General features: G+C 65.2%; 24 protein-coding genes. 8 read left to right on the top strand and 16 right to left on the bottom strand.

Features of this window, described 5'->3' with window-relative positions:
- Positions 1-24 precede the first annotated feature (24 nt).
- Both PSET11_RS02015 and PSET11_RS02010 read left to right on the top strand, forming a co-directional pair.
- Positions 25-417, top strand: a complete 393-nt coding sequence (locus PSET11_RS02015; RefSeq protein WP_124090239.1) for a universal stress protein — start codon at positions 25-27, stop codon at positions 415-417.
- A gap of 204 nt (positions 418-621) precedes the next feature.
- Positions 622-1,002: a hypothetical protein gene (locus PSET11_RS02010; protein WP_124090237.1), complete on the top strand. Its 381-nt coding sequence runs from the start codon at positions 622-624 to the stop codon at positions 1,000-1,002.
- A gap of 52 nt (positions 1,003-1,054) precedes the next feature.
- On the opposite strand, the gene PSET11_RS02005 is transcribed toward PSET11_RS02010, so the two are convergent.
- Positions 1,055-1,927 carry a fumarylacetoacetate hydrolase family protein gene (locus tag PSET11_RS02005; RefSeq protein WP_124090234.1) on the bottom strand — a complete coding sequence of 291 codons (873 nt, stop codon included), beginning with the start codon at positions 1,925-1,927 and terminating at the stop codon, positions 1,055-1,057.
- 225 nt (positions 1,928-2,152) lie between these two features.
- Between PSET11_RS02005 and PSET11_RS02000 the strand changes: the two genes are divergently transcribed.
- Positions 2,153-2,413 (top strand): hypothetical protein, encoded by a 261-nt coding sequence (locus PSET11_RS02000; protein ID WP_377947676.1) that lies wholly within the window; start codon positions 2,153-2,155, stop codon positions 2,411-2,413.
- A 100-nt stretch (positions 2,414-2,513) separates the two neighbouring features.
- Here the strand turns inward: PSET11_RS02000 and PSET11_RS01995 are convergent, their stop codons facing one another.
- The 5 genes from PSET11_RS01995 to PSET11_RS01975 all read right to left on the bottom strand — a co-directional run bounded on the left by PSET11_RS01995 (position 2,514) and on the right by PSET11_RS01975 (position 8,301).
- Positions 2,514-2,750, bottom strand: a complete 237-nt coding sequence (locus PSET11_RS01995; protein WP_124090232.1) for a hypothetical protein — start codon at positions 2,748-2,750, stop codon at positions 2,514-2,516.
- Between the two features lie 162 nt (positions 2,751-2,912).
- A complete protein-coding gene (gene hutH, locus PSET11_RS01990; RefSeq protein WP_124090230.1) occupies positions 2,913-4,505 on the bottom strand; it encodes a histidine ammonia-lyase in 1,593 nt (530 codons plus the stop codon).
- Positions 4,506-4,542: 37 nt separating this feature from the next.
- Positions 4,543-6,240: a urocanate hydratase gene (hutU, locus tag PSET11_RS01985; protein WP_124090228.1), complete on the bottom strand. Its 1,698-nt coding sequence runs from the start codon at positions 6,238-6,240 to the stop codon at positions 4,543-4,545.
- 186 nt (positions 6,241-6,426) lie between these two features.
- A complete protein-coding gene (locus tag PSET11_RS01980) occupies positions 6,427-7,224 on the bottom strand; it encodes an IclR family transcriptional regulator (RefSeq protein WP_124090226.1) in 798 nt (265 codons plus the stop codon).
- 216 nt (positions 7,225-7,440) lie between these two features.
- Positions 7,441-8,301, bottom strand: a complete 861-nt coding sequence (locus PSET11_RS01975; RefSeq protein WP_124090224.1) for an SDR family oxidoreductase — start codon at positions 8,299-8,301, stop codon at positions 7,441-7,443.
- 121 nt (positions 8,302-8,422) lie between these two features.
- Here PSET11_RS01975 and PSET11_RS01970 point away from each other — a divergent pair, with 121 nt between their 5' ends.
- Positions 8,423-8,857: a winged helix-turn-helix transcriptional regulator gene (locus PSET11_RS01970; RefSeq protein ID WP_124090221.1), complete on the top strand. Its 435-nt coding sequence runs from the start codon at positions 8,423-8,425 to the stop codon at positions 8,855-8,857.
- On the opposite strand, the gene PSET11_RS01965 is transcribed toward PSET11_RS01970, so the two are convergent.
- Together PSET11_RS01965 and PSET11_RS01960 are read right to left on the bottom strand one after the other, a co-directional pair.
- Positions 8,824-9,573: a 3-hydroxybutyrate dehydrogenase gene (locus PSET11_RS01965; protein WP_124090218.1), complete on the bottom strand. Its 750-nt coding sequence runs from the start codon at positions 9,571-9,573 to the stop codon at positions 8,824-8,826. The two genes, PSET11_RS01970 and PSET11_RS01965, sit on opposite strands and share 34 nt — an antisense overlap.
- Before the next feature lie 52 nt (positions 9,574-9,625).
- Positions 9,626-11,008, bottom strand: a complete 1,383-nt coding sequence (locus PSET11_RS01960) for an MFS transporter (RefSeq protein WP_124090216.1) — start codon at positions 11,006-11,008, stop codon at positions 9,626-9,628.
- 129 nt (positions 11,009-11,137) lie between these two features.
- Between PSET11_RS01960 and PSET11_RS01955 the strand changes: the two genes are divergently transcribed.
- Positions 11,138-12,031 (top strand): LysR family transcriptional regulator, encoded by an 894-nt coding sequence (locus tag PSET11_RS01955; RefSeq protein ID WP_124090214.1) that lies wholly within the window; start codon positions 11,138-11,140, stop codon positions 12,029-12,031.
- Positions 12,032-12,040: 9 nt separating this feature from the next.
- Here the strand turns inward: PSET11_RS01955 and PSET11_RS01950 are convergent, their stop codons facing one another.
- Positions 12,041-13,003, bottom strand: a complete 963-nt coding sequence (locus tag PSET11_RS01950) for a spermidine synthase (protein ID WP_124090212.1) — start codon at positions 13,001-13,003, stop codon at positions 12,041-12,043.
- Between the two features lie 59 nt (positions 13,004-13,062).
- Complete coding sequence (locus PSET11_RS01945) at positions 13,063-13,386, bottom strand: thiamine-binding protein (RefSeq protein WP_124090210.1); 324 nt, start codon at positions 13,384-13,386, stop codon at positions 13,063-13,065.
- A 121-nt stretch (positions 13,387-13,507) separates the two neighbouring features.
- Between PSET11_RS01945 and PSET11_RS01940 the strand changes: the two genes are divergently transcribed.
- The gene (locus PSET11_RS01940) at positions 13,508-14,119 is read left to right on the top strand and encodes a TetR/AcrR family transcriptional regulator (protein WP_124090208.1); all 612 of its coding nucleotides are present in this window, start codon (positions 13,508-13,510) and stop codon (positions 14,117-14,119) included.
- Positions 14,120-14,212: 93 nt separating this feature from the next.
- On the top strand, positions 14,213-15,175 hold the full coding sequence (locus tag PSET11_RS01935; protein ID WP_124090206.1) for an IS481 family transposase: 963 nt from the start codon (positions 14,213-14,215) through the stop codon (positions 15,173-15,175).
- A 6-nt stretch (positions 15,176-15,181) separates the two neighbouring features.
- Here the strand turns inward: PSET11_RS01935 and PSET11_RS01930 are convergent, their stop codons facing one another.
- The 6 genes from PSET11_RS01930 to PSET11_RS01905 all read right to left on the bottom strand — a co-directional run bounded on the left by PSET11_RS01930 (position 15,182) and on the right by PSET11_RS01905 (position 19,605).
- Positions 15,182-15,469, bottom strand: coding sequence for a hypothetical protein (locus tag PSET11_RS01930; RefSeq protein WP_124090204.1), 288 nt, complete (start codon positions 15,467-15,469; stop codon positions 15,182-15,184).
- 259 nt (positions 15,470-15,728) lie between these two features.
- A complete protein-coding gene (locus tag PSET11_RS01925) occupies positions 15,729-16,040 on the bottom strand; it encodes an AzlD domain-containing protein (RefSeq protein ID WP_124090203.1) in 312 nt (103 codons plus the stop codon).
- Positions 16,037-16,792, bottom strand: a complete 756-nt coding sequence (locus PSET11_RS01920) for an AzlC family ABC transporter permease (protein WP_124090200.1) — start codon at positions 16,790-16,792, stop codon at positions 16,037-16,039. The genes PSET11_RS01925 and PSET11_RS01920 overlap by 4 nt, the downstream gene beginning before the upstream one ends.
- Positions 16,789-17,235 (bottom strand): DoxX family protein, encoded by a 447-nt coding sequence (locus PSET11_RS01915; protein WP_124090198.1) that lies wholly within the window; start codon positions 17,233-17,235, stop codon positions 16,789-16,791. The genes PSET11_RS01920 and PSET11_RS01915 overlap by 4 nt, the downstream gene beginning before the upstream one ends.
- Before the next feature lie 35 nt (positions 17,236-17,270).
- Positions 17,271-18,692, bottom strand: a complete 1,422-nt coding sequence (locus tag PSET11_RS01910) for a CoA transferase (RefSeq protein WP_124090196.1) — start codon at positions 18,690-18,692, stop codon at positions 17,271-17,273.
- A gap of 4 nt (positions 18,693-18,696) precedes the next feature.
- Positions 18,697-19,605: a glycerophosphodiester phosphodiesterase gene (locus PSET11_RS01905; RefSeq protein ID WP_124090194.1), complete on the bottom strand. Its 909-nt coding sequence runs from the start codon at positions 19,603-19,605 to the stop codon at positions 18,697-18,699.
- A gap of 49 nt (positions 19,606-19,654) precedes the next feature.
- On the opposite strand from PSET11_RS01905, the gene PSET11_RS01900 reads away from it, so the two are divergent.
- Complete coding sequence (locus PSET11_RS01900; protein ID WP_124090192.1) at positions 19,655-20,995, top strand: DUF445 domain-containing protein; 1,341 nt, start codon at positions 19,655-19,657, stop codon at positions 20,993-20,995.
- Positions 20,996-21,021: the final 26 nt, after the last annotated feature.

The following is a 21,021-nucleotide window of genomic DNA, read 5'->3' as shown; positions in this document are numbered from 1 at the left end:
TGTGAGCAACCCCAAGGAGTAAGCATGACGATCGTTGTGGGATACGTCCCCACCCCCGAGGGCGAGGCGGCCCTGACCCAGGCCATCGCCGAAGCCCGCAAGACCGACACCACCATGCTGGTCATCAACTCATCCAAGGGTGATGCGCTGGTGGATAACCGGTACGCCCAGGACGCCGAAATCCAAACCATTGAGGATCGACTGGCCACGCAGGGCATCAAGCACGTCATCAAGCAGCCGGTCCGCGGCCATGATGCTGCGGCGGAAGTCCTCGACGCCGCCGAGGAGCACAACGCCGAGTTGATCGTCATTGGGCTCCGCCGCCGGAGTCCGGTGGGCAAACTCATCATGGGCAGCGTTTCGCAGCGGATCCTGCTCGAGGCCGACTGCCCGGTGCTGGCCGTCAAAGCAAGCTAGTCCTGCACTTCCTCCGCCCCGGCTTCCAGGCCATTACAGCCGTGGAAGCCGGGGTGTGTGCATGGCGGAGCATTTCCCCGTGAGGTTTTATCAAAAGTCTTGATTAACCTAGAAGGGGCTGTCACTATGTGACAGAGCGGCTGACATATTTGTCATTTCGTGAGCCGTTCTCATCGGAAATCGATCATGGGAAGGATCAACGAAATGCGCAAATCCAAATGGGGAATTGCCTCAGCCACAGTGGCAGGGGCTGTGGGAATTACGTTGTTTGCAACACCGTCAATGGCTTTCGCAAGTGGGGGAGCATCGGTGGGAGGCTCTTCCGCGTACTGGAACTCAGCCTCGAATACCCTCTCAAGCACAGATACGCGCAAGGACGGCGTCTCGTCCGTGGCGCAGCTCCGCTACACCCTCAACGGCGGGACCTACACCGCAACGCTGACCAACAGCAACGGAACTGGCACCACATCCGCCGTCCAGAACAGCGGCATCCGGGGAACTGTCTACCTTCGCGCATGCCTGAACAACCGCAGCGCAAACACCGGAATTTACGGCTGTTCAGGCTGGGTGGCCCTCGCCGCCTAGAAGTTCAACTAACGGGCTGGGGCGCACCACCACGGTGCCGCCCCGGCCCGTTTCACGAAGGTGCGGTGCGGAACAGCTCTGCGCGTTGGCGCCCCAATCCCTCTACCTCCGCCTCCACCACATCGCCGGGCTGAAGGAACCGGAACCGGCCGCTGGCGGCCACGCCCGCAGGGGTGCCGGAAATGATGACGTCACCGGGTTCGAGCCGCATGTACTGGCTGAGGTGGTGCACCAGGGTGGCCACGTCGAAGATCAGATCCGACGTGGCCGAGTCCTGGCGCACTTCGCCGTTGACCCAGGTCCGCAGCGGGAGCGAACCGGCCTCCACGTCCTCCGCCGGGACCAACCAGGGCCCCAGCGGAGTGGAACCTGGCTGGGATTTGCCCTTGGTCCACTGCCCACCCGCGCCCGACAACTGGTATTCACGCTCAGAAAAATCGTTGGCCGTGACATAACCGGCAATGCATTGGTGCGCCTCGTCACGGGAAGCCAAGTAGCTCGCTTCCTTGCCGATGACGATCCCCAGCTCCACTTCCCAGTCAAACTTTTCGGAGTGCGGCGGCATGGGAGTGGAATCATACGGACCCACCACGGTGTTGCTGGGCTTGAGGAACACCACGGGAGACTCCGGCGGCGTGGCCCCCGATTCAGCGGCGTGCGCGGCGTAGTTCAAGCCGATTCCCACCACCGACCCGGGGCGGGCCACGGGGGATCCCACGCGAAGCGATCCGGCGTCGGCAATCAGGGGCAGCGTGCCAGCGGCCAAAGCATCCCGCACCGCCGCCACCCCACTGGAGGCCAGGAAGGCGCCGTCGATATCTGCCGTGAGTGCCAACAGGCTGAAGTACTGCTCAGAGCCATCTTCGGCGGGCACCATGACGGCAGGCTGTTCACTGCCGATTGCGCCCAAACGCATGATTTTCATCGAGGGATCTCCTTCGGTCCAGTGGTTCTGCTTCCATGGTGACCCAGACCTACGAGCCGTTTCCAACGCAGCCGATTGTGACCAACGGCTCCCGTTTCGTTGCCCCCAAAGCGAGGAAAGTTGCGCCCGTGACACCCCCTTGAGTGGCATTCATCTGACATATGTACCTACTAGAAGGTAGAATCAACGTTGCCCCTCGGCAGAAAACCCAGAAAGATCATCACTATGACTACCGCCACCATGGACCGACTGCACGTCGTTGCCGCCCCCACCGCAACCGCTCCAGCCCTGTCGATTGACCTGGAATTCTCCAGCGCACTGGACGTCCACGCTGGTCTGGAAGAAGCAGTCGCCGAACTGATCGAAGGTCCCGCCCTGGACGCTGGCTGTGGCATTCTTGTCACCCGGCTGCACCCCGGCCGCTACACCGTCGCCTTGGACGAGTCCGTCCCATTCGGCCAGACCTTCGAAGCCTTCGCCGCGTAGCCTCACTGGCACCCCCACCAAAGAAAATCCCCGCCCTGCCAACGGCAGAACGGGGATTTCGGTGTTTCGGCGCCGGAGCACCTCAGCGCTTAGGTGGCCTTCAGCCGCGACGAACCTGCACGCCGTCGGACTTCAGGAAAAGCAGTTCCTCCGCCGGACCTGAGGGAACGAGCCACAGAACGTTGCCGCTCTGCGACACTTCCGCCACCTCCCCCGAAGCCACCACATGCGCGTGCTTGACGATTTCCACGCTGTCCCCCACGTGAAGCGTCTTCCAGTTGGCTACCGCAGTTGATTGCGCCGTGCGCCTCGACAGTACGGCCCCGCGTGCTTTCATACGAACTACTACCCCTTTGTATACGTTCTGCGCCACAGCATCCTTGATGTGACATCGACAACACCTTCAGTTGTACTACACTTCGCGAATCAGCTGGCGCCGGACCGCCGGATATTCCGCCCTATGACCCCACAGTCGACCCGTGCTGAACTTTCTTCGCGATCAGGCCAGTGGACCAACGGCGGATTCGGCCGCCAAAACCACGTCCCCGGAACCCACCAGGGCGTCCGCCGCTTCCAGCTCCGGGGCAAGGAAACGGTCCGCGCCCGGCCCGTCTACCACGGCCCGCAGGACGTCCACGACGGCGACCCCAGCAGGACCCGGCGTCAGCTCACCGCCGGAAAGCTGCGTCCGAATATCCAAGGCACGTGCGGCTGTCACCAGCTCGATCGCAAGGATCCGGCGCAGATTTTCTACCGCCTTGCGGAGTTTCCGGGCAGCATGCCAGCCCATGGACACGTGATCCTCCTGCATGGCCGAGCTGGGAATCGAATCCACCGAGGCAGGTACGGCCAGCCGCTTCGAGTCGGACACCAGGCCAGCTTGCGTGTACTGGGCGATCATCAGGCCGGAGTCCACACCGGGATCGGCTGCCAAGAAGGCGGGCAGGCCGTGGGACCGGGCGGGGTCGAGCATGCGGTCCGTGCGGCGTTCGGCCATGGAACCCAGATCGGCCACCGCGATTGCCAGGTAGTCCAGCACGTACGCCACCGGCGCACCGTGGAAGTTGCCGTTGGAGCTCACTTGGCCATCCGGGAGCACCACGGGATTGTCGATGGCGGCAGCAAGTTCACGCGAGGCCACCAGTTCAGCATGCGTGACGGTGTCCCGCACCGCGCCGGCCACCTGTGGGGCGCAGCGCAACGAGTAGGCATCCTGGACTCTGGAGTCCCCCACCCGATGCGAGGCCACAATGGGCGAATTAGCCAGCACCCTGAAAATGTTGTCCGCGCTAGCCGCCTGGCCCGGGTGCGGCCGGAGAGCGCCGTGCAACTCCGGCCGGAACACCTGGTCGGTACCCAGAAGCGCCTCGACACTGAGCGCCGCGGTGATGTCCGCCGTCGTCAGCAATTTACTGATGTCGGCGATGGCCATCAGGAGCATCCCCAGCATCCCCTCGGTGCCGTTGACCAAGGCCAAGCCTTCCTTTTCGGCGAGGACCACCGGGGTGATGCCGTGGGCTGCCAGCAGCGCGGCGACCGGTTCCTGTCCGCGCCCGCCGTAACGGACACCGTCGGGCCCCTCCGCCTCGCCTTCCCCCATCAGGACCAGCGCGCAGTGGGAGAGCGGCGCGAGGTCGCCCGAGCAGCCCAGCGAGCCAAATTCGCGGACCACCGGGGTGATGCCTGCGTTCAAGACGTCAACCATGGTCTGCAGGACCACCGGGCGGACACCCGTGCGGCCCGATGCCAGGGTCTTGGCGCGCAGGAACATGATGCCGCGGACCACCTCGCGCTCCACGGCCGGCCCCATCCCGGCCGCGTGGCTTCGGATCAGCGATTTCTGCAGTTGCGTGCGCATGTCGTTGGGGATGTGGCGGTTGGCCAACGCCCCGAACCCGGTGGAAATCCCGTAGGCAGGGGTGTCGCTGGCAGCCAGCCCATCGATGTGCGCCCGGACGCTCGCGACGGCGGCCAGCGCCTCCTCGGCGATGATCACCGTGGCGTTGTGGCGGGCCACGGCGATGACATCCTGGGGCGTGACGCCCTGGGATCCAAGAGCTACGGTGCGGGATGCGGGGGTGGTGACGGTCATGATTCCTACTTCGGTGATTCCGCGGGGCGGGCTGTGGTCAGCGGTTTTCGTTCATTGGGATGCGGACGCCGCGCTCGTTGGCGACGTCGAGGGCGCGCTCGTAGCCAGCGTCGGCATGACGGATGACACCCATGCCGGGATCGTTGGTGAGGAGCCGTTCGAGTTTCTGGGCGGCCAGATCCGTGCCGTCAGCAACCGAGACCTGCCCGGCGTGGATGGACCGGCCGATTCCCACACCGCCACCGTGATGCAGCGACACCCAGGTCGCGCCGGAGGCGGTGTTCAACAGGGCATTCAGCATGGGCCAGTCAGCGATCGCGTCCGAACCATCGGCCATGGACTCCGTTTCACGGTACGGGGAGGCCACCGAACCGGAGTCCAAGTGGTCGCGGCCAATCACGATGGGCGCCTTGACCTTGCCCTCCTTGACCAACTGGTTGAAAAGCAACCCGGCCTTGGCCCTCTCGCCGTAGCCCAACCAGCAGATGCGCGCTGGCAGGCCTTCGAACTCGACGCGCTCCTGTGCCGCATCAATCCACCGGTGCAGGTGCTTGTTCTCGGGGAAAAGCTCCTTGATGGCCTGATCGGTGACGGCGATGTCTTCCGGGTCGCCGGACAAGGCCACCCAGCGGAAGGGGCCCAGTCCTTCACAGAACAGCGGCCTGATGTAGGCGGGTACAAAGCCGGGGAACTCGAACGCTCGGGTGTAGCCACCCTTCCGGGCCTCGTCGCGGATGGAGTTGCCGTAGTCAAAGACCTCGGCACCAGCGTCCTGGAATTCCACCATGGCCTCAACATGCCGGGCCATGGAGGCCTGCGACTTTTTGGTGAAGCCGTCTGGGTCTGCTGCAGCGTCACGTTGCCATTCATCGACGGCGATGCCCTCGGGGAGATAGCTCAACGGATCGTGGGCTGACGTCTGGTCGGTGACGATGTCGACGGTGAGCTCGCCTGCCTTGTGGCGGCGCAGCAGCTCCGGGAAAACCTCAGCGGCATTGCCCACGTAACCCACTGACCAGCCGCGGCGCTCTTGCTTGGCCTGCTGCACCTTGGCGATCGCGGCGTCGAGATCGGTTTCCACCTCGTCGAGGTAGCGCTTGCCGACGCGGCGCCGCAGGCGGGATTCGTCGACGTCGACAATCAGGCAGGCGCCCTCATTCAGGGTGACGGCGAGGGGCTGCGCGCCACCCATGCCGCCACAGCCGCCGGTCAGGGTCAGGGTGCCGGCGAGGGTGCCCTCTTCGTTGCCAGTGAGCTTGCGGGCAATCGCGGCGAAGGTTTCAAAGGTGCCCTGCAGGATGCCCTGGGTGCCGATATAGATCCACGAGCCGGCGGTCATCTGGCCGTACATCATCAGGCCTTCGGCTTCGAGCCGGCGGAACTCGGGCCAGTTGGCCCAGTCGCCCACCAGGTTGGAGTTGGCCAGCAACACCCGCGGCGCCCATTCGTTGGTGCGGAACACACCGACGGGCTTGCCGGACTGGACCAGGAGGGTCTCGTCCGCCTCCATAGCTTCAAGGGTGCGGGTGATCGCGTCGAAGGCCGCCCAAGACCGGACCGCCCGGCCGGTGCCGCCGTACACCACCAGATCGTCTGGGCGCTCGGCTACCTCGGGGTCAAGGTTGTTCATCAACATCCGCAGCGGCGCCTCGGTCTGCCATGACTTCGCGGTGAGCTGCGTGCCACGGGCTGCTTTGACCGGGCGGGCTCCGGTGGTGAAATCGGCGGGTGCCATGATGACTCCTTTGTGCTTCAGTGCGGCTTCCGCTCCTGCAACGGCTCAGCGGCTCTGCTGTTCAGCGGCTCAGGTGCGGAAGAGGTTCTCCCTCTACTAAAGCCCCTCCGGACCCAGTTCGACAGGCCTGCAAGCTGGGTCTTGTCTGGAATGCCAGACATAGCCAGCTTCTCCCCGGCGGGCAGGTCAGGTGGCGGGGCGGCCGTGGATGCGGAGGGAGAGATCGTCCGCTGCCTTCTGCACCCGGGCGGCCAGGTTTGCCCAGTCACCTGCCGGCACCTTCTCCTCCAGGAACGTCACGGCGACGGCGGCCGTGGGCCAGCCCAGATGATCCGTGACGGCGGCAGCGATGGATCCGAACCCAGGGGTCACCTCGCCATGTTCGGTGGCGTAGCCGCGCTGGCGGACCTGGTCCAAGTGGGATGACAGCGCTGAGTACTTCATGATCGGCGACTCCACCTCGTGCCGGGCAGTGAACGCCGCGGCGTTGGGATACAGCGCCCGGACCTGGGATTTGGGCAGCGCCGCCAGAATGGCCCGCCCGCTGGCCGTGAGGTGGCTGGGAAGCCGGACGCCGACGTCGGTCACCAGCGACGGCCGATTCTTGGCCCGCTCCTCCACAATGTAGAGCACGTCCCGGCCGTGGAGGACGGCCAAGTGGGCGCTTTCGCCGAGCACGTCCACCAGTGCAGCCAGCAGCGGCCGCCCCAGTCTGGACAGTGGCTCCTGCCGGGAATAGGCCGAGCTGAGTTCAAAGGCGCTGATGCCCAGGCCATATCTCTGCTCCTCGTGCAGGTGCAGGACGAACCCGTTTGCTTCCATCACCCCCAACAGGTGATACACGCTGGACCGCGGCAGGCCCAAGGACGTGGCAATTTGCGAAGCCGCCATGGGACCTCTCCGGGAAGCCAAGAGTTTGAGGATTCGCAGCGTATTCTCTGCCGCCGGAACCTTCGATGGCGCCTTGGTAGCTGTGGTGGTCATTTCCCCGCCTGTTCGTCACACGTGTCCGGTATCCCGTACTCAAGGATGGCCACAGCGTGCGGCGCGCGCCAGTCGGACGCGCGGCAATCTTGTCTGGGATATCAGATTCAGCCCAGTTTGCGGCGACCGGTGTCACGAAAAGAGGGTTGGCACCCGGCTCCTCAAGAGACCGGATACCAACCCTCAAACAACAGTCAGCCCAAGGCCAACGGGGTATTAGCCAGCTGTTGCCGCGCGCACCGATTCGGCCAGCGAGGTGGTGGGGCGGCCAATCAGGCGAGCCAGGTCGCCGCTGCTGACCAAGAGGTCACCGCGGGCAATTCCCAGATCCGAGTCTGCAAGGATGGCAGCAAACCCTTCGGGAACGCCGACGCTGACGAGCAGGCCGGCATAGTCAGCGGCCGGCAGGTCGTTGTAGGCAATGTCCTGACCCGTGGCAGCCGAGATCTCTGCCGCCAGCTCGGGCAGGCTGAACGCAACGTCGCCACCCAATTCGTAGACTTTGCCTGCCTGATCATCGGCGGTAAGGACTGCGGCGGCGGCTGCGGCGTAGTCGGCCCGTGATGCGGCGCTGACCTTTCCGTCGCCAGCGCTGCCAGCCAGGCCGCCCTGAGCCAGGGTGCCCTGGAGCTGTTCGGTGTAATTTTCCAGGTACCAACCGTTGCGCAGCAAAACGAACGGCACGCCTGATTCGCGGAGCAGGGCTTCGGTTTCCTGGTGCTCGCCGGCCAACTTCATGCCTGTGGTGTCTGCGTTGGCGATGCTTGTGTACGCCAGGAGTTCCACGCCGGCGGCCTTCGCCGCGTCAATGACAGTCTGATGCTGAGCTAGTCGTTGGCCCACCTCGCTGCCAGAAATCAGCAGCACGCGGGTGGCGCCCTCTACTGCAGCCACCACGGAGTCGGCGTCGGAATAGTCAACGGCCTTGACCTGCACGCCTTGGCTGGCGAACTCCGCCAGCTTCTCAACGGCACGACCGGTAGCCACGATCTCTGCTGCGGGGACGCCACCTGCCAACAACGCTGTGATGACATGACGGCCGAGTTGTCCGGTTGCTCCAGTTACGACGATGCTCACGATGGTCCTTTCGAGAATTTCCTGCTCTGTCGAAAGGTATAACCCGGTGCCTTCTGCTTTACTTCCGCAAAGAGAGTACGCACTTTGAAGTAAGGTACTGACCGAAAAGTAAGATATGGAGATGGAGACGATTCTGCAATCACTCACCGCCCAGAACAGTTTGCCTGCGCAGCTGGCCAACGGCGTCTTCGAGGCAGGTTGCCCCAGCCGCACACTGCTGGACCACGTGACCAGCAAATGGGGTGTGCTCATCCTGGCATCGCTCTCGCAGGGCGAAATGCGGTGGAGTGAGCTGCGGCGACGGGCCGAAGGCATCAGCGAAAAGATGCTCGCCCAGACCCTCAAGACACTCGAACGGGATGGCCTGGTGTGTCGAAAAGCCCACGCCGTCATCCCGCCCCGCGTTGACTACCGCCTCACCGAGCGGGGTGAAGAACTCAGCGCGCTGTTGCTGCCGCTGGTCAACTGGTCCTTCGTCCACGCCGAGGAAATCATCAACGGCGCAGAGCCCAGTGCTGGAAGTCAGCGGGCGGACCAGCCGCCGTCCATGGTGTAGCTGGCCCCGGTCACCATGCCGGCGTTCTCGGAGGCTAGCCAGGCGGCCAGCGAGGCGACTTCGGCCGGCTCCACGAGTCGCTTCACGGCAGACTCGGTCAGCAGCACCTTGGCCAGCACCTCGGACTCGGGGATGCCATGCCGGAGCGCCTGGTCCGCCAATTGCTTTTCCACCAGGGCGGTCCGCACGTACCCGGGATTGATGCAGTTGGACGTGACGCCGTGCTCGCCACCCTCGAGGGCCGTGACCTTGCTCAGGCCCTCCAGCCCGTGCTTGGCCGAAACATAGGCGCTCTTGAAGGGAGAGGCGCGCAGCCCGTGAACGGAGGAGAGGTTGATGATCCGGCCAAATCCGTTGGCGTACATGTGCGGCAACGCTGCCCGGATCAACAGGAACGGCGCCTCCAGCATGAGCGCCAGGATGCGCCGGAACTCCAGTGGATCGAACTCCTCGATGGGGCTGATGCGCTGGATCCCGGCGTTGTTCACCAGGATGTCGCAGTCCAGGCTGGTGGTGGCCAGAGCGTCGACGTCGAGCAGATCCACGGCCCAGGCAGTGCCGCCCACCTCATCGGCGAGCGCCGCAGCTCCGGCGGCGTCGACGTCGGCCACCACCACTTTCGCGCCCCTGGCCGCGAATTCGCGCACGCAGGCCGCGCCAATCCCACTGGCACCGCCGGTGACCAGGGCTTTGCGTCCATTTAGAGTGTTTTCCATTGCAGTTCCGCTTCCTATCGCGTATTTCGCCAGCTGATACGGCTGCGGCCGGTCAGTGGGACCGGGCCGGCAGCAGGCCTTCGCGGACGGCGTCGGCCTTGTCCACGTCTTCCAGTGCGATGCCCTTGGTTTCCTTGAGGCTGAGCACCGCCACCGTGGTGATGGCGCAGGCCACCACCAGATAGATGGCCGTGGGCAGCCAGGACCCGGTGTCCTTGAGCCACTGGGTTGCCAGCAGCGGAGCGAGGGAGCCGGCGAAGATGGAGGTCACCTGCGAGCCCAGTGAGACGCCTGAGTACCGCATCCGGGTGGGGAAGAGTTCGGCCATGATGGCCGGCTGGCCAGCGTACATCAAGGCGTGCAGGACCAGGCCTATGGTTACTGCGGCGACGATCACCACGGCGTTGCGGGTATCGAACATGGGGAAGGCGAAGAACGGCCACGTTGCCCCGGTAATGGCGCCGAAGAGGTACACCGGCTTCCGGCCGACGGTGTCCACCAGGCGCCCCACCTGCGGGATCACCAGGAAGTGGATGACGTGGGCAATGAGCAGCGCCAGCAGGAGCGACGACGTGTCGTATTTGTGCACGCTCTTGAGGTAGACGATCGCGAAGCTGACCACCAGGTAGTACATGATATTTTCGGCAAACCGGAGTCCCATGGCCTGCAGGATGCCCTTGGGGTACTTGCGCACCACCTCGAACACGCCATAGCTGACGGCCTGCTCCTTCTCCAGCAGCGCTTTGGCTTCGAGGAAGATGGGTGCTTCGGTGACGTGGGTGCGGATGTAGTAGCCAACAAACACGATCACCGCGGAGAGCCAGAACGCTACGCGCCAGCCCCACCCCAGGAAAGCTTCCGGGCTGAGGGTGGTGGACATGACGAACAAGACCAGGGTGGCCAGCAGGTTGCCCACCGGCACGGCGGCTTGCGGCCAGCTGGACCAGAAGCCACGCGAATTATTGGGGCTGTGTTCGGCGACCAGCAGCACGGCGCCGCCCCATTCCCCGCCCAACGCGAAGCCCTGGATGAACCGCAGCGTCACCAGCAGGGCAGGCGCCAGGTATCCGATTTCCGCGAAGCCGGGCAGGCAGCCCATCAGGAACGTGGCCACACCGACAATCACGATGGTCAGCTGCAGAGTGGGTTTCCGGCCCAGCTTGTCGCCGATCTGGCCAAACACGATGCCACCGAGTGGGCGGGCGATGAAGCCCACTGCGTAAGTGATGAACGCCTGGATGATGCCGTCCAGCTCGTTACCTGTGGAGGGGAAGAAGTACTTCCCAAACACCAGGGTTGCTGCGGTGGCATAGAGGAAGAATTCGTACCACTCCACCACCGTCCCCACCATCGAGGCGGCGACGATCTTTTTCAGTCCTGATCCCTTGGCTGCGGGTCCGGCGGCATTGTCTGCCGAGCGTTGTCCTACGCTCATTGGTTTCTCCTTAGTGTCCACGTCGACACGTGCTGTGATGTCCAGCACAAATGGCTCCCTCGAGTATTGCTGCACAAACATGCACCATCAATGCCCAATCCAGCACCACATATGTGCACAATTGCAGATATGAAAGCCAACCCAGATGATCTGCTGGTCCTTCTCGCCGTCTCCCGTTCGGCTAAATTTACGACGGCGGCACAGGCTTTGGGACTCAACCACACCACGGTCTCGCGGCGGATTGCCGCCCTGGAGAAGTCGCTCGGCGGGCGGGTCCTGGCCCGGGCAGCTGGCGGTTGGGAGGTAACGGAGCTGGGAGCAAGGGCGGTCCGAGCCGCCGAGGAGGTCGAGACTGTCCTTGCCACGCTGGGACCCACGGGCGCGGCACCCGACCCGATTGCCGGCGTCGTCCGCATGACCGCAACGGATGGCTTCAGTGCCTACATCGTGGCCCCGGCGGTGGCGCGGCTGCGGCGCGAGCACCCTGGGCTGAGCGTTGAGGTGGTGACCATGACCCGGCGGGCCCTGCAGCAGCGCTCGGGGCTGGACATCGAGGTGGTGGTGGGTGAGCCGCAGGTGCACCGGGCCGAAGCCGTGCGGCTGGGCGACTACCGGCTGGGCATGTATGCGTCCCGCAGTTACCTGGCGGAGCAGGGGACGCCGGAGAGCGTGGCGGGGCTGAGCGGGCATCCGCTGGTGTACTTCGTGGATTCGATGCTGCAGGTGGACAGCCTGGACGCACCCCGCCGCCTGGTGCCCACCATGCGCGACGGGCTGACGTCCACCAACGTGTTTGTCCATGTCGAGGCCACCCGCGCGGGCGCGGGCATTGGCTTCCTGCCCTGCTTCATGGCGGACCTGCACGATGACCTGGTCCGGCTTCTCCCCCGCGAGATTGGCGAACTGCTCCCCTACTGGATGGTGCTGCGCCCGGATTCGATGCGCCAACCGGCCGTTGCGGCGGTGGTCCATGCACTGCGGGAACAGATGTCCCAACACCGCGAGAAGCTGCTGGGTCGCTGAAAACGGTAACTACGTGGGCCCACGCCCGCCGGGTTCCCTGACCGAGCTTGCGAGGTGAGGGTGCGGGTGGGGAGGATCGTGGCGTAGCGGGGCACCGGCGGCGAAGGCGCGGACCTTGGCATCGTCCCAGAGGTGGGCGGGAACCCCGCCACCCAGGAGTCTGCGGACAAGCTGCGGGTCGTCGTCAAAGGGGACATCGCTGCCGGCCATCACCATGTTGCCGTAGCGCCGTCCCTTCAGCATGGCCGGATCGGCGATGATGACGGTGTGCGCAAACGTGGCGGCGATCGCGGCCGCGTCCTCGCGAGCGTTCTTGAGGTCCGGCGCGTCACCGGAGTTCACCACGTACATGCCACCTGGCGCCAACACCCGGGATGCGTGGGCGTTGAATTCAATGGTGGTCAGCGGCCGTGGAGTCAAGGCGCCGGCAAAGACATCCCTGATGATGAAATCGCGGGTGTGGTCCGTGAGCGTCTCGGTGACCGAGCGGGCCTCACCCACCCGCAGCCGAAGCAGCGGCGCTTTGGGCAGGTCGAACCAGCCGCGGACGTACTCGGCCAGCTTTCCGTCCAGTTCCACCACCACCTGGCGGGCGTCCGGGTAGGCGGCGGCGAAGTAGCGGGCCATGGAGCACGCCCCACCGCCAAGGTGCAGGCCGCGCAGCCGTCCCGCCGGCTCGCTGGCAGCAGAGCTCGACGGCGGCCACCGCGACTCGATCAACGCGGCCATCCACCGCATGTACTCGAAGTCGAGGAACAACGGATCGGCCAGGTCGATGTGCGAGCTCATCACGCCGTTGATCTTCAGCAGCCAGCCGGTGGAGTTGTCCTGGTCCGCGATCAATTCACAGTCACCGGTGGCGACGTAATACACGCCCTCCACGGGGCCGTCCGGCCGGGTCCCCTTGGGGATCTCCACCACACCAGCGGCCGCACGGTTGCTTCGGCCTGCGGCTCGTCCCTTTTTGGCCACTAGCCGCGCCGCGCTTCAGTCATGAATCAAGCCTAGTTCACTGGCTGAGCCGGAGTTCTTCAGGAGGATTCGCTGATGGCGCTTTCCAGCCGGTCAACCTTGGCGGTCAGTTCGCCCGCATAGCCGGGGCGGATATCTGCCTTGATCACCAGGGAGACGCGGCTCCCGAACTGACCCACGGCGTCGGTGGCCCGCTTGACCACGTCGAACACCTCGTCCCATTCACCCTCAATGGTGGTGAACATGGAGTCGGTGTGGTTGGGCAGGCCTGACTCCCTGACAATTTTCACGGCGGCAGCCACGGCATCATGCACCGAGGCGTCAGTGGACGGGGAACCTTCGCGGGGTGCGCCCGAAGGGGCAACGGAGAACGCTAGCAACATGCAGCCAGTGTGCCACGGGGCCAAGCTCCCCGCATGCTGTGGCCGGAATCGGCGGCCGTCACATAAGCCGCTACCCTTCGGTAACCATGATGTGAGAGCGCTCGATTGCTAATCTTTCTGCATGAATCTCGCTGTTGCCCGCAAACCACTCCGCGCTGACGCCGCGCGAAATGTGGACAAAATCATCACCGCGGCGCGCCAGTGTTTTCGTGACTTTGGCCCCGATGTACCGCTGCAGACCATCGCCGCCACGGCAGGGGTAGGGCCCGCCACCCTGTTCAGGAACTTCGCCGACAAAGAGGAACTGGTCCTCGCCGCCCTCAACCGGCAGCTCCGGGTCAGCGTTGATCCCGTCCTTTCCGAAGCCTTGGCGGACATCGACGCCACGGCTGGTCTGCTGCGGGTCCTTGAAGCGCTGATGGCTGCAGCCAGCGCCGACGCCAACCTGCTGGGCGCCGTCGCCGGCCGCCGCGAACTACTGCCCGGGATCACCGGTTCCCTGATGGACTCGCTGGGAATCCTGCTGATGCGTGGTCAGGGCCAAGGCAACCTGCGCCCAGACATCTCCATGACCGACATGTTCCGGTTGCTCGCCATGCTGATCGGCGTGGTGGACACCATGGAACCCGGTTCGGACGCCTGGCGCCGGCCACTGGCGCTGATGGAGGACGCCATCCGCACCACGCGCCCGGCCCGGCCACTGCCGCCCAGCATGCCGGTGCCCAGCGGCTAGCTGTACTCGGCCAGGACGTTGGTTACATCGTAAAAGGGTGAAGACCTCTTAGGTTGGTGGTTACCACACACACCGAACGACTAAGAGGTCTTCATGGTCCACCGTAATGCCCGTCTGACTCCTGCCGGTAGAGGCATCCTTGTCCAGCGTGTTCTGGAGGGCCGCCCCGTGGCCCACGTGGCGAAGGAAATGGGTGTCTCCCGGACCTGCGCCCACCGGTGGTTCCGACGTTATCTGGAGTACGGCTGGGACGGGATGGAGGACAGGTCTTCACGTCCGCGTTCCTGCCCGCACGCCACCCCCGCGAGGAAGATCGATGAGGTCCTCGCCGCTCGTGCCGAGCACCGCGAGGGCCCGGTCCAACTCGCCGAACGGTGCCACGTCCGGCCCCGGACGGTCTCCCGGATCATCGCCCGGGCCGGGATGGCCCGGTTGTGGGAGCTGGACCCGATCAGCGGCGAACGCATCAGGGCAGGCCGGGCTACCGACCACCGCTACGAACGCGACACCGCCGGTGAACTGCTCCACATTGACGTGAAGAAACTCGGGAGAATCCCAGCCGGCGGCGGCTGGCGTGTTCATGGCCGGTCCGAAGCCGTCAAAGGCCGCGGACTCGGCTACGACTTTGTCCACGTGGCCGTCGATGACCACTCACGCCTGGCCTATGTCGAGGTCCTCCCGGACGAAAAGGGCCCGACCTGCGCAGCGTTTCTGGCCAACGCCGCAGCGTTCATGGCCGCGAACGGGGCACCCGTTCAAGAAGTCATGACCGATAACGCCCTGGCCTACATCCGGTCTACAGCCTTCGCGACCGTCATGAAGGACCTCGGCGCCAAACATCGGCGCACAAAGCCCCGCAGCCCGTGGCAAAACGGCAAAGCCGAACGATTCAACCGCACCTTGCAAGAAGGCTGGGCCTACAAGAACGCCTACGACTCCAGCAACCACCGAACACAGGCACTGACCGGCTGGCTAGACTTCTACAACCACCGCCGAAACCACGCAGCCCTCGGAGGACGACCACCCATCAGCAGATGTAACCAACCTGCTGGCTGAGTACAGCTAGCTACCCAGCATCTCCTCCGGCTCCTCGTTGGGTACGTGGTCCCGGGCCGCCATCAGGTGCTGCTGAAGTTTCTCCTCGGAATCCCGACGACGGCGGGCTGTGTCGCGCAATTCCCTGCTCGCCTCCGAGCCGCTGGCGTCGAAGTAGGCCGGCCGCGCCTTCCCGTGGCCGCCGGTGCCCGCCTCGGCGTGGTGCGTACCGCCGTCGGGCGTGCTGTCGCCAGGCGTGTTCTCGCCAGGGTGGCTCGGTTCGGTCGGTTCAAGGGGTTCGGTCTCGGAATTCATGCGTTCCCTCCAAAGTGGTGGTTCTTCATGTTCGGCGCCGGATTTTTCGGTTCACCACGGCCTGCAACGCAACCCGACCGACGACGGCGGGGCCTCCCCCGCTGCCACCCATGAGCAGGTGCGCACAAGCGGAGTTCCTCGTCGGCAAGGCCGGCAAGGCTCGCGTGACGCCCATCGTCCGATGGGCCCATGGCCATCTGCTTAACCATTTTCATGCTACTCCCGCTCTTCCCGGCCCGCATTGAGGGGGTGAACCCGCCTAGTTCCAGCCGATGAACCGCAGCGCGGCGGCAGCCCCGGCACCTACCAGGACCACCACCAGGAACGGTGCGCGCAGGGCGAGGGCAATGGCCGCCGCAGCAAGCGCACCAAGCCGGGCGTCGGCGGCCAGGGACTGCCCCGTTGCCACGGCGTTCACCATGGTCAGCGACGCCAGCAGCCCGATGGTCATGGTTCCGGCCACCCTGGACATTTTGGGGTTTTCCAGGAGTTTCGCGGGCACCAGGTAGCCAGAAATTTTCCAGGCGTAGGACAGCGCGCAGGCGATCAGCAGCCAGATCCAGAGGTTCATGGTTCCACCGGCCCTTCAGTTGCGGCGGGACCATGATGGCGCTTGTGCTCGGCGTAGGGTTCCACGTCTGGCTCGAGGCCCTCGTCCTGGCGGCCGTGGCTGAACCAGCCGATCACCGCGGCCACCACGGCCGCGACCAGGATCGGCACCCCCGCGGGAACAAACGGGACGGCAATGACGGTGGCCACGGCGCAGACAGCGGCGATGGCGACAGGTTCGCGGCCCTTAAGGCGAGGCCACAACAGGGCGAGAAACGCTGCCACGGCAGCACCATCCAGGCCCCACTGCTTCGGATCGCCCAGGCCGCTGCCGGCCAGCGCACCAACAGCTGTGAACAGGTTCCACAAGACGTAGATCCCAATTCCGGCCGCCCAAAACCCGCGGCGCTGCTCTACGGGGTCGGTCTGGCCGGTGCTGGTGGCCGTTGATTCGTCGATGGTCAGATGGGCGCTGACGAACTTCCGCCACCCTCTGGGCCGCAGCAGGGCGTTCAACTGCATTCCGTAAATTCCGTTGCGCATGCCCAGCAAAGTCGCGGCGCTCATGGCGGCCAGGCCCGAGCCGCCACCTGCCACCACGCCGATGAACGCAAACTGCGAACCGCCGCTGAACAGCAACAGGCTGAGCACCATGGTCTGCCAGAAATCCAGTCCCGACGTCACAGCCAACGCGCCAAACGAGACACCGTAAAGTCCAGTTGCGATGCTGATGGACAGGCCCACCCGCACCGCAGGTGACTGCAGCAGGGTCATGCCGCTGCTGATCGTCCCGGTTTACGCAGGCTCCAGGCCCAGGCAATGAGCGGCAATTGGAACGGCAGCCGGATGGTGTGAACCTTCCGCTGCTCAGGCGTACCTTTGGGCCCGTAGGCGCGCTGCAGGGCGTCAACGTGCCCCGCCAGGAATGCGGTGTACATTGCGGCGAGCCCGGTGGCGGTGAACTTCCGGGTGGCAGGCACCAGAATTCCCGCGGCGGCACCCAGTTCCAGCAGGCCGCTCGCCGCAATCCACTCCTCGCGCGAGAGGACAGCCAGGGGACGCTGGGCGGCGGTGTCCTCGCGGCAGAGGTAGCTGGGCACCACCTGGCGGTAGAACCCGGGGTTGCGGAAGTGGTTGACGGCGCTGGTCAGCAGCAGCGCGCCCATGGCCGCAGCCGAGACATTCTGGACGGTGACAACCGCTGGAAGAGAAGGCATGGGTCCACTCAATCACAAGCACGCAGCAGGCGGTGTCACGCCCAGGCCAGAGCTGAACTGCCGTACGGTGGCGGTGCGTGCCGATGCCGGACCTGGGCGCCGGAGTCCACGAGCGGCGGCTCGACGAATTCGAGGGCACCAAAACTGCTGTCCAACCTCGAACGCAGGGGCGACGCCACCTCGAGAACCTCGTCATCGATCGAGGGCAGGGACCACAATTCCTCCGCCGTCCGGGCCAACGACAGCCGGGCAACACCTCCCGCACCCGTGCTCCGCCGGTTCCCGAGCAAGGTCACGGCAGCGGCTGCGCAGCCATAGCCGGTGGCGTGGTCGAGCGCCTGGACGGGCAGCGCTCCCGGCCGCCAAGTGGACCCTGGATTCGGGCCAGCCTGGTCAGACTCTGGGTCCGTGCCGTACACGTCCGCGATGCCTGCCGCGGCCTGCACGATGCTGTCGAACCCCCGCACTTCTCGCCAGGGTCCCGTGTGCCCCCAACCGTTGAGCGTCACCACGGCGAGCCCGGGCCGGTCCGCCAACAGTGTCTCAGGCGAAAGGCCAAACCGTTCCAGCGCGCCGCCCCGGTACCCGGCCACCACGACGTCGGCACTCGCTAGGAGCTCACGAACCCGGGCGCTGGTGGTTGCGTCCGCCAGATCGGCCTCGGCACTGCGCTTATCGAAGCCCGTGTCCGCGAACGCCTCCACCATCTCGGGCAGCGCCGGCGGGTCCAGCCGGAGGACATCGGCGCCCAGGGCGGCAAGCACTCTCGTGGCCACCGGCCCGGCAATGACCCGGGTCAGGTCCAGCACTCGGATGCCAGCCAGGGGAAGTTCGCGGGCACGAACCGTGTTCGAAGCAGGCGCACCTGCCCCGAGAAGACTGCCACCTCCCGCTAGACCGCCATCCGCCGCGCCGCCCACAGCACCATCGTTCAGCCAGCGCGGCACCGAGGCGAGGTTCCGCAACGGGTCCCCCGCCGCCGTCGTCAATTCCACCCAAGGACCACGCGCGGCAGCTTGGCCCAGGGCAGAGCCCAACCACGCAGCGCGGGTGCGAACCGCGGCCGCCACTCCCCCGTGGGACTGGATCAGCTCTTCGGCAACCAGGGCGGGCAGCGAGCGGAGCGCGGCATCCACGTCGGCAGCGGATTGGGCGTTGAGGGCCTGCAGCAGCCGCCGCTCGTGGTGCGGATAGTTGGCGTGGATCCGGATCCAGCCGTCAGCGGTCTGCTTGAATCCGGACAGCGGCGCGAAGCCCTGCAGTTTTCGGCCATCGATCCGCAGGTGACCGAACGAATCGAACGCGGCCGCGGTCAGTGCAGGCGCAGTCCCGAAACGGCCAGGCGACTCGGTGAAGTCGTTGAGGGCCGTGGCAACGGCGGCGACGGATCCCAGCGCCAACCCTTCCACGTCCAAGGCGCCACCCCACCACCTGCGAGCTTCTGCCTGTCCGTCCATGCCGCTACTTTCTGTGGGACAGCTCCACCGACGGCTCGTTCAGCTGCGCCAGGACCTGCGCCGGGACGTTGGTGGTGATCTCGTGGACCCCCAGTTGCTGGCACAATACTACGTCTTCAGCAGCGTCCACGGTCCAGACCCTGAGCCGCCTGCCTGCCTCAACCCAGTGCCGGATGGTGCTCTGGTACTCCTTGACGTAGTCCATCCCCGGGCCGGCCAGGCCAACATCGCCGTTGTCCAGGATGTCTTCGGCCTCTGTCTGGGCAGCCTTCATCACGTTGGCCACGGCCCCGCCAGCGATCGGGCCCAGGCCCAGTCCACCGCGGATCTCGTGCACGCTCAGGTCATCAACCAGCTGGCAGATGAACTGGGCGGGGACGCTCTGCAGGAGGTAGCGAACCGAATCCGGATCGAAGCTCATGAAAGTGACCGCAATGTTGTCCACCGTGGAAGTGGCCGCGTCCCAGCCTTCGCTGCGGAGCACCTCAAGCACGGTGTCCTCAAGCTTGAGCTGGTAAGGGCTGGGGTGCTTCAGTTCAATGGCCAGCGCGACGGGCCGGCCAGCACCGCGCAGCAGATCCAACAGGTCCGGCAGGGTCAGCAACTGCTCGGACTTGGCGCCGAAATCGTCAGGGATCCGGGCGCCCTTCCAGGAGGAAAAGTCCAGGTCCTGCAGCTCGCTCAACGTCCTGTCCGCCACGGGGCCTGTGCCATCCGAGGTGCGGTCCAGGGTGGCATCATGCAGCAGCACCAGGTGCTGGTCCCTGGTGAGGTGGAGGTCGCATTCCACCCCGTCCGCCCCGTCAGCCAAAGCCTGCAAATAGGCGGCGCGGGTATGTTCTGCGAAGGCTCCGCTGGCGCCTCGGTGGGCGAAGACCAAGGGCCGCTGGGGAGCTGACTCGATGGGTGTCATGCTCACACGGTAGCCGAGGGGCCCTGTTCCGCGGGGCTAGGCTTGGCACATGCAGGTGAACTCTGAGCCAATTACCCAGGAATCCGCTGCGTCCGACGAGCCGGAGGCGCGGCCCGGCGCGGTGCCGAGTGCCGGCGTCGGACCTTACAACGGTGACGCCGAGAAAGCCGCTGCCCTGCGCCGGATGAAGGGGCTGGCGTTGGCGCTCCTGCTGGTGATGGCGGTGATTTTCGTTGTCGCGTTCGCCCTGCAGAAGGAGTACCCGTGGCTGCAGTATGTGCGGGCGGCAGCGGAGGGCGGCATGGTGGGTGCGCTGGCGGACTGGTTCGCCGTGACGGCTTTGTTCAAGTACCCCATGGGCCTGAAGATTCCGCATACTGCCATCATTCCGCGGCGCAAGGACCAGATTGGCGCTTCACTGGGCGAATTCGTGGAAACAAATTTCCTGTCCGAACAGGTGGTCCAGGACAAACTACTCAGCGTCAATGTGGCGCGCCGGGCCGGTGAATGGCTGGCCTCCGAGAAGGGCGGCGACCGGGTGGCCAAGGAAGGCGCGGCCGTCATCCGGGGCGCGTTCACTGTGTTGAACGACGACGACGTCCAGGCCGTCATCGAGGGCCTGGTACGCCAGCATCTGTTGGCCCCGCCGTGGGGACCCCCGATAGGAAAGATTGCCGAACGCGTTTTCGCCGACGGACACCATCACCAGCTCGTGGACCTGTTGGTGGACCGCGCCGCCGATTGGGTCGATGAGAACCATGAGGTGGTCTCCCGGATCGTCTCGGGGCGCTCGCCCACTTGGGTACCGCAGTTTGTCGACGGCATCGTGGGTGACAAGGTTTACGTGGAGATGCTGAAGTTTGCCCGTGCGGTGCAGTCCGACCAGAACCACCAGGTGCGGCAGGCGATTGACAAATACCTCAGGGACCTCGCCCAGGACCTCCAACACGATCCGACCATGATTGCCCGCGCCGAGGACGTGAAGGCCCAAGTGCTGGGCGACCCCGAGGTCCGCGAACTGGCTTCGAAGACCTGGGGCACCGTCAAGAACGCGCTGCTGGCTGCCGTGGAAGATCCCGACAGTGAGCTGTCCGTCAGGTTCAAGACCGCCGTCCGCGACTTCGGGTCGCGCCTGGTGGAGGACCCGGAGCTGGCAGGCAAGGTCAACACCTGGATCGGGGACGCCGCAGGTTACCTGGTGCGGACCTACCGCTCAGACATTGCCGGCGTCATCACAGACACGGTGGCCCGGTGGGACGCCGAGGAGACCTCGCAGAAGATCGAGCTGCAGGTAGGCAAGGACCTGCAGTACATCCGGATCAACGGCACAGTGGTGGGCTCGCTCGCCGGACTGGTGATCTTCACGGTGGCGCACTTCATCTTCGGCTGAGTTCCGAGCACAAAATGGCCCAGTTT

Origin of the sequence: Arthrobacter ulcerisalmonis (assembly GCF_900609065.1) — a bacterium.
Classification (GTDB): domain Bacteria; phylum Actinomycetota; class Actinomycetes; order Actinomycetales; family Micrococcaceae; genus Arthrobacter; species Arthrobacter ulcerisalmonis.
The sequence above is the reverse complement of the archived record's forward strand: the minus strand, read 5'-3'. Positions and strand labels throughout refer to the sequence as shown.

Excerpts from the sequence above, each read along its gene's own strand:
- hutU (WP_124090228.1), bottom strand. The coding sequence starts at position 6,240 with ATGGCACCCGCCGATTTCACCACCGGAGCCCGCCCGGTCAAAGCAGCC.
- PSET11_RS02005 (WP_124090234.1), bottom strand. The coding sequence starts at position 1,927 with ATGAAAATCATGCGTTTGGGCGCAATCGGCAGTGAACAGCCTGCCGTC.
- PSET11_RS01955 (WP_124090214.1), top strand. The coding sequence starts at position 11,138 with ATGAAAGCCAACCCAGATGATCTGCTGGTCCTTCTCGCCGTCTCCCGT.
- PSET11_RS01935 (WP_124090206.1), top strand. The coding sequence starts at position 14,213 with ATGGTCCACCGTAATGCCCGTCTGACTCCTGCCGGTAGAGGCATCCTT.
- PSET11_RS01925 (WP_124090203.1), bottom strand. The coding sequence starts at position 16,040 with ATGAACCTCTGGATCTGGCTGCTGATCGCCTGCGCGCTGTCCTACGCC.
- PSET11_RS02000 (WP_377947676.1), top strand. The coding sequence starts at position 2,153 with ATGACTACCGCCACCATGGACCGACTGCACGTCGTTGCCGCCCCCACC.
- PSET11_RS01965 (WP_124090218.1), bottom strand. The coding sequence starts at position 9,573 with ATGGAAAACACTCTAAATGGACGCAAAGCCCTGGTCACCGGCGGTGCC.
- PSET11_RS01905 (WP_124090194.1), bottom strand. The coding sequence starts at position 19,605 with ATGACACCCATCGAGTCAGCTCCCCAGCGGCCCTTGGTCTTCGCCCAC.
- PSET11_RS01940 (WP_124090208.1), top strand. The coding sequence starts at position 13,508 with ATGAATCTCGCTGTTGCCCGCAAACCACTCCGCGCTGACGCCGCGCGA.
- PSET11_RS01995 (WP_124090232.1), bottom strand. The coding sequence starts at position 2,750 with ATGAAAGCACGCGGGGCCGTACTGTCGAGGCGCACGGCGCAATCAACT.
- PSET11_RS01915 (WP_124090198.1), bottom strand. The coding sequence starts at position 17,235 with ATGCCTTCTCTTCCAGCGGTTGTCACCGTCCAGAATGTCTCGGCTGCG.
- PSET11_RS01930 (WP_124090204.1), bottom strand. The coding sequence starts at position 15,469 with ATGAATTCCGAGACCGAACCCCTTGAACCGACCGAACCGAGCCACCCT.
- PSET11_RS01945 (WP_124090210.1), bottom strand. The coding sequence starts at position 13,386 with ATGTTGCTAGCGTTCTCCGTTGCCCCTTCGGGCGCACCCCGCGAAGGT.
- PSET11_RS01980 (WP_124090226.1), bottom strand. The coding sequence starts at position 7,224 with ATGACCACCACAGCTACCAAGGCGCCATCGAAGGTTCCGGCGGCAGAG.
- PSET11_RS01920 (WP_124090200.1), bottom strand. The coding sequence starts at position 16,792 with ATGACCCTGCTGCAGTCACCTGCGGTGCGGGTGGGCCTGTCCATCAGC.
- PSET11_RS01900 (WP_124090192.1), top strand. The coding sequence starts at position 19,655 with ATGCAGGTGAACTCTGAGCCAATTACCCAGGAATCCGCTGCGTCCGAC.
- hutH (WP_124090230.1), bottom strand. The coding sequence starts at position 4,505 with ATGACCGTCACCACCCCCGCATCCCGCACCGTAGCTCTTGGATCCCAG.
- PSET11_RS01970 (WP_124090221.1), top strand. The coding sequence starts at position 8,423 with ATGGAGACGATTCTGCAATCACTCACCGCCCAGAACAGTTTGCCTGCG.
- PSET11_RS01910 (WP_124090196.1), bottom strand. The coding sequence starts at position 18,692 with ATGGACGGACAGGCAGAAGCTCGCAGGTGGTGGGGTGGCGCCTTGGAC.
- PSET11_RS02015 (WP_124090239.1), top strand. The coding sequence starts at position 25 with ATGACGATCGTTGTGGGATACGTCCCCACCCCCGAGGGCGAGGCGGCC.
- PSET11_RS02010 (WP_124090237.1), top strand. The coding sequence starts at position 622 with ATGCGCAAATCCAAATGGGGAATTGCCTCAGCCACAGTGGCAGGGGCT.
- PSET11_RS01960 (WP_124090216.1), bottom strand. The coding sequence starts at position 11,008 with ATGAGCGTAGGACAACGCTCGGCAGACAATGCCGCCGGACCCGCAGCC.